We start from the raw sequence: 8,054 nt of genomic DNA on the forward strand, positions 1-8,054 counted from the left end.
GCAGGGTGCGCCTCGACGCCGACCACGCCTACCGCACGGACGCTATGGTGCGCCGCGGGGTCGGGCCGACGGATACGCATGGTCTCGCCGGCACTGGCCCGCCCTGCTCGCCCACGACCCGCCGAACTTCCCCAACACGTCCGCCAGCGACGTCACCATGCCCGGCGACACCGACGCGTCCACGGACTCCGGCGACGGCATCGCCGTGTGGCAGACCCGCGCCTTCGACCTCGGTTACCGCATCGCCGTGCGCCCCGCGGTCCAGCCCAAGCTGTACTCCGGTGTCGGCGCGGTCATCGGCGACAACCCCGACCCAGCACCAGGCCTGCACCTGGCGTGCGGGCCCGCGAGGCAGGACGGGGGCCGGGAACAGGTGTCAGGAGTTAGCAGTATCGAGCACTCAAGCGCGCTAAAGAGACCCTGAAGCGAGAGGCCCTTGTCTTGAGTGGAGTTCGACGGCCACCGCAGGAAGTGGTCGAGTCCACCGAGGCACGTCGCGACGACGGTCGACGGCGAGCGGAAGCTGTGTTGTGGAAGGACCGTACCTCCGACGACGATGACGTTGCGGGACGTTGCTGCAGGTACGGGACCGCGCGGGAGGGCACACAAGAAGGCCGGCGAGGTGTTCCTCGCCGGCCTTCCCTTGCGCAGTGGGTCAGGTGATCGCACCCGCGATCTTCAGCTCCATGAGCCGCTGCTCGTCGATACCCAGCCCCGTCACGATCTCGTCGGTGTGCTCGGCGAAGAGGGGAGCACGGACGAGCTGCGGTGGAGTCTCGTCGAACTGGACCGGGTTGGCGACGAGCCGCTGAGGGTTGCCGTCGACGTCCGTGACCTCGACGATGACCCCGTTGGCCTCGACGGCCGGGTCGTTCACCAGGTCCCAGGCGTCCTGCACGGGCGCCCACTGCCCGTTGCCTTGACGGAGGATCTCCTGCCACTCGGCGAAGGTCTTTGTCGCGAAGAGCTCGTCGATGGCTGCCTTGGCCGCTGCGTTGTTCTCCAAGATCGCCTCCGAGGACGAGAAGCGGGGGTCCTCGACAAGGTCGGGCCGGCCCGCATTCGTCATGAGCTCGGGCCAGTAGCGCCCGGGCTGAAGCATGGTCAACATGATGTAGCGGTCATCGCTCGTGCGCACCACCCCCGTGAGGGGGTTGCTGGGGGCAGCACTGTTCGTCTTCGGGAGGGGGCCGCCACTCACCGCCGCCAAGTTGATGTTGAAGGACATCTGCCATGCCGCCATCCCGATGAGGGAGACGTCCACCACCGAGGTCTCCCCGGTGGTTGCGCGACCGTAGAGTGCTGCAGCGATGCCGCCCGCGATGGTCTGGCCCCCGACATTGTCGCCGTAGGCGCCGGCGGGCATCATCGGCACCTCGGTGTCGTCGGCCTTCATGAGCGCCTCTGCACTTCCGCCGCGCGCCCAGAAGGCCGAACTGTCGTAGCCACCGCTGTCCCGGTCCGGACCGCGCTGACCGAAACCTGACGCTCGGACGTAGATGATGTCCGGGTTGATGGCCCGGATGTCCTCCAGGTCGAGGCGCAGTTTCTTGCGTGCTCGAGGCAGGAAGTTGACGATGAAGACATCACTCTGCCGGATGAGCTCGTCGAGCAGATCGCGACCCTCGGGCTTCTCGAGGGCGATGCCCACGGACTTCTTCCCGCGGTTGGGGCCCTCCATGATCGGGAAGAACCTCGCACCGCCGGCGGCCGCCTCCTGGCCGAGGACCTTGACGAGACCTCGTTGCGCGTCCCCGGTCTCGGCGTGCTCGACCTTGACGACGTCGGCGCCCCAATCGGCGAGCACGGCGCCTGCCGCCGGAGCGAAGGTGAACTGCGCCACCTCGAGGACCTTGACGCCTTCCATGGGCTTTTTCATCTGTGGTTCTCCTGTGGTGTGGGTGGTACGGGCAGGGATGGGTCAGTCACGGCGAAGGAGGAAGGCCCCTGAGGGGATCCCCCCGCCAGCGGTCACGGCAGCGACGCGAGGATTGTTCGGGACCTGCCGGTCGCCTGCCTCGCCGCGGAGCTGGATGACGGCCTCACGCATGAATCCGAAACCGTGGAGCCGTCCGGCAGAGAGTTGCCCGCCGTGAGGGTTCACCGGGAGGGGGCCATCAATGGCGATGGTCCGTCCGTTGTCGATGAAGTCGGCAGCCTCACCGGGTCCGCAGAAGCCCAGCCCCTCCATCCACGACACCGCGTTGAAGGTGAAGCCGTCGTAGAGGAGGGCGACGTCGACATCGTCGGTCGTGAGGTCGGTCCGTGTCCACAGGTGCTTGGCGGGTCCCTGGGACTGGGGCATGTGGTTGAGCGTCCCCTGATCCCAGGAGAGGTTCTCAGCCAGGGCGCTGCCGATCGACTCGAAACGGATGGGTGCGTGCGGGAGGTCCGCGGCTACGTCCGCCGACGAGATGACGAAGGCGACTGCACCGTCGACCGGGGTGTCGCAGTCATAGAGACCGAAGGGGGTCGAGATCATCCGCGCGGCCATGTAGTCGTCGAAGGTGAGCGGGTCGCGATACACCGCCTCGGGGTTGAGGCCAGCACCCGTTCTCGCGGTGACCGCGAGCCAACCCATGGCGTCCCGGCCGACGTTGTACCGGTGCATGTAGTGCGATGCCTGCATTGCGATCCAGTTGGCTGCTGAGGCAGCGCCATAGGGGAGCGTGTACTCCATCATTCCTCGGGCAGGGCCGCTGGACGGCAGAGCACGACCCTGCCGCTGCAGCGCCGACTCGGTTGCCTGCCACACCGTGCGGAAGACCAGGACGTGCCGGCACAGGCCGCTCGCCACGGCCAGGACCGCGGCCTGCACAGCGCCGAGCTGGCCCGACGTCTCGCTCGCGCCATTCACCCAGGTGGGGTGGAGGCCGAGGGCGTCCTCGAGGGCCATGACCCCGCCTTCAGACATGCCCCCGGGCATCGAGGATCCTGGGTACGTCGAGAGCCCATCGATGTCGTCGAAGGTCAGGCCGGCATCCTCCACCGCCAGACGACATGCGTCGACCGTCAGGTTGAGCGGGTTGCGCATCAGCCGCCGACCGACCTGCGACTGGCCATGGCCGCTGATGATCGCGGACTCTTCGTACTTGGTGCCGGTGTGCACGGCGGGTAGGCGCGAGCTGAGGTCTGGGGGTTCCGGGACTGGCCCACTCTGGTCGGCGCGTGTCGGGTCGGCCTCGAAGAGGGGGAGCCACACGTCGTCGGCCACCTGCTCGAAGGTGACCCGCACGTACTGCCCGATCTTGGCCTCGCCCTCGTCGAAGCCCACGAGCCGCGTCGTGATCCGAGCACGGTCGTCCTCGACCAGGGCAACGATGGCCAAGGTGTAGGGCGTCGGCATCGTTGGCAGCCACTGCTGGTGATTGACGGTCAGAGCGACGACGACGCCCTTGCCCGAGACCTCGACGAAATCGAGGTCGGACGAGCGGCATTCGCGGCAGGCTGCGCTGGGGGGCATGCGCAGGGCGCCACAGGAGCAGCAGTGCTGCACCTTGAGGACGCCGTCCCGACCGGAACCCCAGTAGGGCTCCGTGACGAACAGGGGTTCCGGAAGGGGGGCGCTCATCTCAGGCGACCTTCCTGGGGAAGTTGAGGACCTCGCGAGCGTTGGTCTCCACCATCATGTGGGCCTCTGAGTCGGGGACGTCCACGAGGCTCTCGCCGATGATCTTGCGGCTGTGCGGCCACTGCGAGTCGGAGTGCGGGTAGTCGACCTCGACCATGATGCGGTCGACCCCGATGGAGTGGCGGTTCGCCACGCCATGGTTGTCATCGATGTAGCAGCCCCAAAAGTGCTTGCGGATGAGGTCGGACGGACGGGTCACCTGGTCGATACCCGTGTAGAAGCGGTGGCGCTCCCACGTGTAGTCGATGCGTTCCGTGAGGTAGGGCAGCCAGCCGATGCCGCCCTCGGCGAGCAGGATCTTCAGGTTGGGAAACTTCTGCAAGGAGCCCGAGAAGACGATCTCGGAGAGCGCCCACATGAGGTTCGTTGAGTACAGCGGGATCTGGGCGACGAAGGAGGACTGCTTGGCATTCTCCGGATTGGGGAAGGCTGCGGAGGCAGAGCCACCGAAGCCGGGGACGAAACTACCCGATCCGAAGTGAAGGCTGAGCGAGACACCCGTCTCGTTCGCGACGTCGAAGACGGGGTGCCAGTAGTCGCTCTCCCAGCCGGGCATCCCCAGCGCGGCGGGTGCATCGGGGAAGGAGACCGTGCGAGCCCCGTTCTCGGCAGCACGCTTGAACTCCGCGACCGCCAGGTCCACGTCCCACGTCGGCAGGATCGCGAGCGGGATGAGTCGGTCCGGCGAGCTGGCGCACCATTCGTCGACCATGAAGTCGTTCCAGGCCTTGACGGCAGCGAGCGCCACATCCTTGTCCTTCGAGCGGTGGAAGACGCCACCGCCGAAGCCGGGGAAGGAGGGGAAGCAGAGGGCTGCCTCCACGCCGTCGATGTCCATGTCTTTGACGCGCTCGACCGGGTCGTAGCAGCCGGGGATCATCTGGTCGTATCGCACCGGCTCGAGGCCGTAGTCCTTGGGCTCCTTGCCTGCGACGGCATTGAGGCCGATGTACGGGTACATCTGACCTTGGTACTTCCATACGTGGTGGCCCTCAGCGGTCTCGACGATCTGGGGACCGTCCGCCTTGTACTTCTCCGGAAGGCGGTCTGTCCACACCTTGGGGTGCTCGATCAGGTGATCGTCGACGGAAATGATCTGCATCCAGTCCTGAAGTGGCATGTGCTGGACCCTCCTGGGTTCCGCGTTGGCGTCGTTGCCGGTGCGTGGGAAGTACGTCTTCCCAGCTGCTCTTGTCGTGGTCGAGAGGCTACTTGCAGCAGGCTCTCTATCGCAATAATATAGCGAAATAACCTGATGAAGGGAAGACCATGAGTGACAGTGCAGTCGACGACGCTTTCAATCGATCCGACGAGGAGGACCATGATCTGCTGACCTTCGGGGAGGCGGGCCTGCGTATCACCGAGGAACTTGAGGAGCTGGTCCAGCGACTCGAAGCCAGTCCTGAGGGGGCGGAGCGCGATGTCCTGCAGCAGCGAGTGGAGCGCCTCCGGGACGCTCGCCGTCGGGTTGCTTCCGCCCATGGCGAGTCCTTCTTCAACTACGAGCCCGGGGCGTGACGTGGATCTTCAGTTGAAAGGTCGCCGTGCGCTGGTCTCGGGCAGCAGCGCCGGCATCGGCGTGGCCATCGCCCACCACCTGGCTGCCGAAGGTGCTGCGGTCGTGGTGCACGGACGGGATGTCGAGCGCACCGAAAGGGTGGCCCAGCAGATCAGGGATACGGGAGCGGAGGTTGCCGTGGCGATCGGTGACCTGACCACGGAAGAGGGCGCCGGGTCTGTGGCCGCGTCAGCCGTGGCTGCCTTCGGTGGCATCGACATCCTCGTGAACAACGCGGGTGGGGCCCACGAGGGTGCGGCCTCGTGGTTCGACACCCCGATCGACGCCATCCTTGCGTCGTACGAGTCCAACACCGTGGCTGCGATCCGGCTCATCCGGTCCCTCGCGCCAGCGATGAAGGAACGCGGCTGGGGGAGGATCGTCAACATCGCGACGGCAGCAGCCGTGACCCCCACGAGCGGTCAGCCTGACTACGGGCCGTCCAAGGCGGCGATGATCAACATGTCCCTCGGTCTGTCGAAGGCTCTGCGGTCATCGGGGGTCACGAGCAACTGCGTCTCTCCGGGCATGGTGCGCACCCAGGGCCTGAACACCTATCTGACGGAGTTCGCCGACCAGCGAGGCCTCGACAGCGTCGCCGAGGCCGAGTCGGTGATGCTCAAGGGCATCGGTCAGACGGTCGGGAGGGTCGGGGAGGTGGACGACATCGCCTACATGGTCACAATGCTCGCCAGCCCCCGTAGTGACTTCGTCAACGGGACCAATGTCCACGTCGATGGTGGCATCTCGCCGTCCGTGAACTGACGCGGGACCGTGTCTTCCACCGATGTGGACGCAGGCCATCCCTCAATCTGACACAGAGTGTGGGTGGGCAGGCCGCCGAGCAGAACGGTGCGAGATGCATCCGGGCGGATATCACCACAAGGCAACTCAGCGTACGTGTTCAGCCGGACATGCCCGGGTACTACCGGCCACCCAGCTCGGCGAGCTCCACGTCGACCGTCGCCGAGCGACCCCCCACCGTCAGGATGTGGCTGCGGGTCGCCCCGGTGGCGCGGTCGACGGCCGTGAGGTCGTAGACGCCCTCCTTGGGCAGCGGCAGCGCGTAGCGGCCGGCCTCGTCGGTGCGTACCCAGGAGACCGACCCACCGGTGCGCTTGGTGATGACGACCGAGGCACCGGCCACGGGGTCCTCGTGTGCGTCCGTGATCAGGCCCGTGACGGTCAGCCGCTCCGCCATGACGAAGGGGGCGAGGTGGCCGTCGGTGAGGTCGACGTAGAAGGACGCCGGTGACCAGCCCACGGCCGAGACGACGAAGAGGTGACGGATCGGGCCAGCCGTGGCGACGCTGAAGTCGCCGACGGAGTCGGTGCGCGACCAGTCCATGTGGCTGCCGCGACCACCCATGACGGTGACAACCGCGCCACCGAGACCGGCCCCCTTCGCGTCCATGACCTTGCCGTGCACGACGTGGTCGACGGTCAGCGTCTCGGTGGACTGGTTGTCGCCCTCGGCAGCGCGCCGGCGCAGGAACGGAAGGATGAGCACGACGCTCACCGCCGAGGCCGCCGCTGCCAGCACGAACATCGTGCTCAGGGCGCCGAAGGTCGGGTACCCCTTGGTGGCTGAAGTGATCGTTGCCGCCAGGACTGCGGCGGTGACGGCACTGGCGGTCGAGGTGCCCACTGAGCGCAGCAGGGTGTTGAGGCCGTTGGCCGCGGCTGTCTCGGTCACGGGGACCGAGCGCATGATCAGCGTCGGGAGGGCCGAGTACGCCAGAGCCGTACCGATGGTCACGACGACGGTGCCGAAGACGACCAGGGTCACCGAGCCGCTGAGCGGCACTCGGGCCAGGTAGGAGACGGCCATGATCACGCCGCCGGCACCGATGGCAACCTCTGGGCCGAAGCGTCGGGTGACCCAACCGGACAGGGGTGCCAGCACGCCGAAGGCAACGGCCGACGGGGCCATCCACAACCCTGCGTGAAGGGCGTCCAGGCCGAGGCCGTAGCCGGTGTCCTCGGGCGTCTGCAGCAGCTGGGTCGACACGAGCATGTTGACGAACATCGCGAAGCCCATGAAGACCGAGATGGTGTTGGCCGCGAGGATGACCGGCTGCGCGGCGGTGCGGATGTCGACGAGTGGGTTGGGGACGCGCAGCTCCAGCGGGATGAAGACCGCGAGCAGCGCCACGCCGGCGGCGAGGCAGCCGAGCGTCCGACCATCGACCCAGCCCCAGTCGGCACCCTTGGAGACGGCGAGGAGCAGGAGCACGAGGGCCAGGCTCAGCAGGACGGCCCCCCGAAAGTCGAAGGCACCCGCGGTGCGCACCGCGGACTCGGAGACAGTCACGAGGACGAGGCCGAGCATGAGGAGAGCGAGCACACCCGGCAGCCAGAGGACGACATGCCAGTCGAACGTCTCGGCCAGGAAACCACCCAGTGGGAGGCCGACACCTGCACCGATGGCCAGGGTCGCGCTCATCAGGGCGACGGCGAGCGGGACCTTTTCCGGTTCCAGCTCGTCGCGCATCGTCGCGATGCCGATGGGGACGAGCGCCATGCCCATGCCCTGCAGTGCCCGGGCGAGGATGAGGAAGGGGAGTGAGGTCGACAGTCCGCCGACCAGTGCCCCGAGAGCGACGATCGCCAGGGTCACGAGGATCATCCGGCGCTTGCCGTACATGTCGGCCATGCGCGAGATGACCGGCGTGGCCACGGCGCCCGCGACCAGGGTGGCGGTGATCATCCACGAGGCATTGCCCGCGGTGGTGCCGATGAGGTCGGGCAGATCGGGGACGAGCGGCAGCACCATCGTCTGCTGGAGGGAGACGACGGTGCCGCAGAGGGCGAGGACAGCGATGACGACGCCGCCCCCGCCACGCCCGGTGGGCGTGGCGGGGG

At 67.3% G+C, this 8,054-nt stretch carries 7 protein-coding genes; 3 read left to right on the forward strand and 4 right to left on the reverse strand.

The genetic code is table 11. The features are described 5' to 3' along the window. Positions 1-157: 157 nt before the first annotated feature. Complete coding sequence (locus tag JLI01S_RS13760) at positions 158-424, forward strand: hypothetical protein (RefSeq protein ID WP_068265599.1); 267 nt, start codon at positions 158-160, stop codon at positions 422-424. Between the two features lie 231 nt (positions 425-655). Here the strand turns inward: JLI01S_RS13760 and JLI01S_RS13765 are convergent, their stop codons facing one another. The 3 genes from JLI01S_RS13765 to JLI01S_RS13775 are packed head-to-tail and all read right to left on the reverse strand — an operon-like array spanning position 656 to position 4,751. After that, positions 656-1,879 carry a CaiB/BaiF CoA transferase family protein gene (locus JLI01S_RS13765; RefSeq protein WP_068265601.1) on the reverse strand — a complete coding sequence of 408 codons (1,224 nt, stop codon included), beginning with the start codon at positions 1,877-1,879 and terminating at the stop codon, positions 656-658. Between the two features lie 42 nt (positions 1,880-1,921). After that, positions 1,922-3,571 (reverse strand): thiolase C-terminal domain-containing protein, encoded by a 1,650-nt coding sequence (locus JLI01S_RS13770; protein WP_068265603.1) that lies wholly within the window; start codon positions 3,569-3,571, stop codon positions 1,922-1,924. 1 nt (position 3,572) lies between these two features. After that, complete coding sequence (locus JLI01S_RS13775; RefSeq protein ID WP_068265605.1) at positions 3,573-4,751, reverse strand: amidohydrolase family protein; 1,179 nt, start codon at positions 4,749-4,751, stop codon at positions 3,573-3,575. 149 nt (positions 4,752-4,900) lie between these two features. On the opposite strand from JLI01S_RS13775, the gene JLI01S_RS13780 reads away from it, so the two are divergent. Continuing rightward, positions 4,901-5,149 carry a hypothetical protein gene (locus tag JLI01S_RS13780; protein ID WP_068265606.1) on the forward strand — a complete coding sequence of 83 codons (249 nt, stop codon included), beginning with the start codon at positions 4,901-4,903 and terminating at the stop codon, positions 5,147-5,149. A gap of 1 nt (position 5,150) precedes the next feature. After that, positions 5,151-5,954: an SDR family NAD(P)-dependent oxidoreductase gene (locus JLI01S_RS13785; RefSeq protein ID WP_068265608.1), complete on the forward strand. Its 804-nt coding sequence runs from the start codon at positions 5,151-5,153 to the stop codon at positions 5,952-5,954. Between the two features lie 160 nt (positions 5,955-6,114). Here the strand turns inward: JLI01S_RS13785 and JLI01S_RS13790 are convergent. Next, the coding region (locus JLI01S_RS13790) for an MFS transporter (RefSeq protein WP_084349446.1) at positions 6,115-8,054 on the reverse strand (1,940 nt) is incomplete at its 5' end.

The sequence above is a fragment of the Janibacter limosus NBRC 16128 genome, assembly GCF_001570985.1.
Taxonomy (GTDB): Bacteria; Actinomycetota; Actinomycetes; order Actinomycetales; family Dermatophilaceae; genus Janibacter; species Janibacter limosus.

Bases quoted from the DNA above. Each gene is read 5' to 3' on its own strand.
- JLI01S_RS13760 (WP_068265599.1), top strand. From the start codon at position 158: ATGCCCGGCGACACCGACGCGTCCACGGACTCCGGCGACGGCATCGCC.
- JLI01S_RS13765 (WP_068265601.1), bottom strand. From the start codon at position 1,879: ATGAAAAAGCCCATGGAAGGCGTCAAGGTCCTCGAGGTGGCGCAGTTC.
- JLI01S_RS13770 (WP_068265603.1), bottom strand. From the start codon at position 3,571: ATGAGCGCCCCCCTTCCGGAACCCCTGTTCGTCACGGAGCCCTACTGG.
- JLI01S_RS13775 (WP_068265605.1), bottom strand. From the start codon at position 4,751: ATGCCACTTCAGGACTGGATGCAGATCATTTCCGTCGACGATCACCTG.
- JLI01S_RS13780 (WP_068265606.1), top strand. From the start codon at position 4,901: ATGAGTGACAGTGCAGTCGACGACGCTTTCAATCGATCCGACGAGGAG.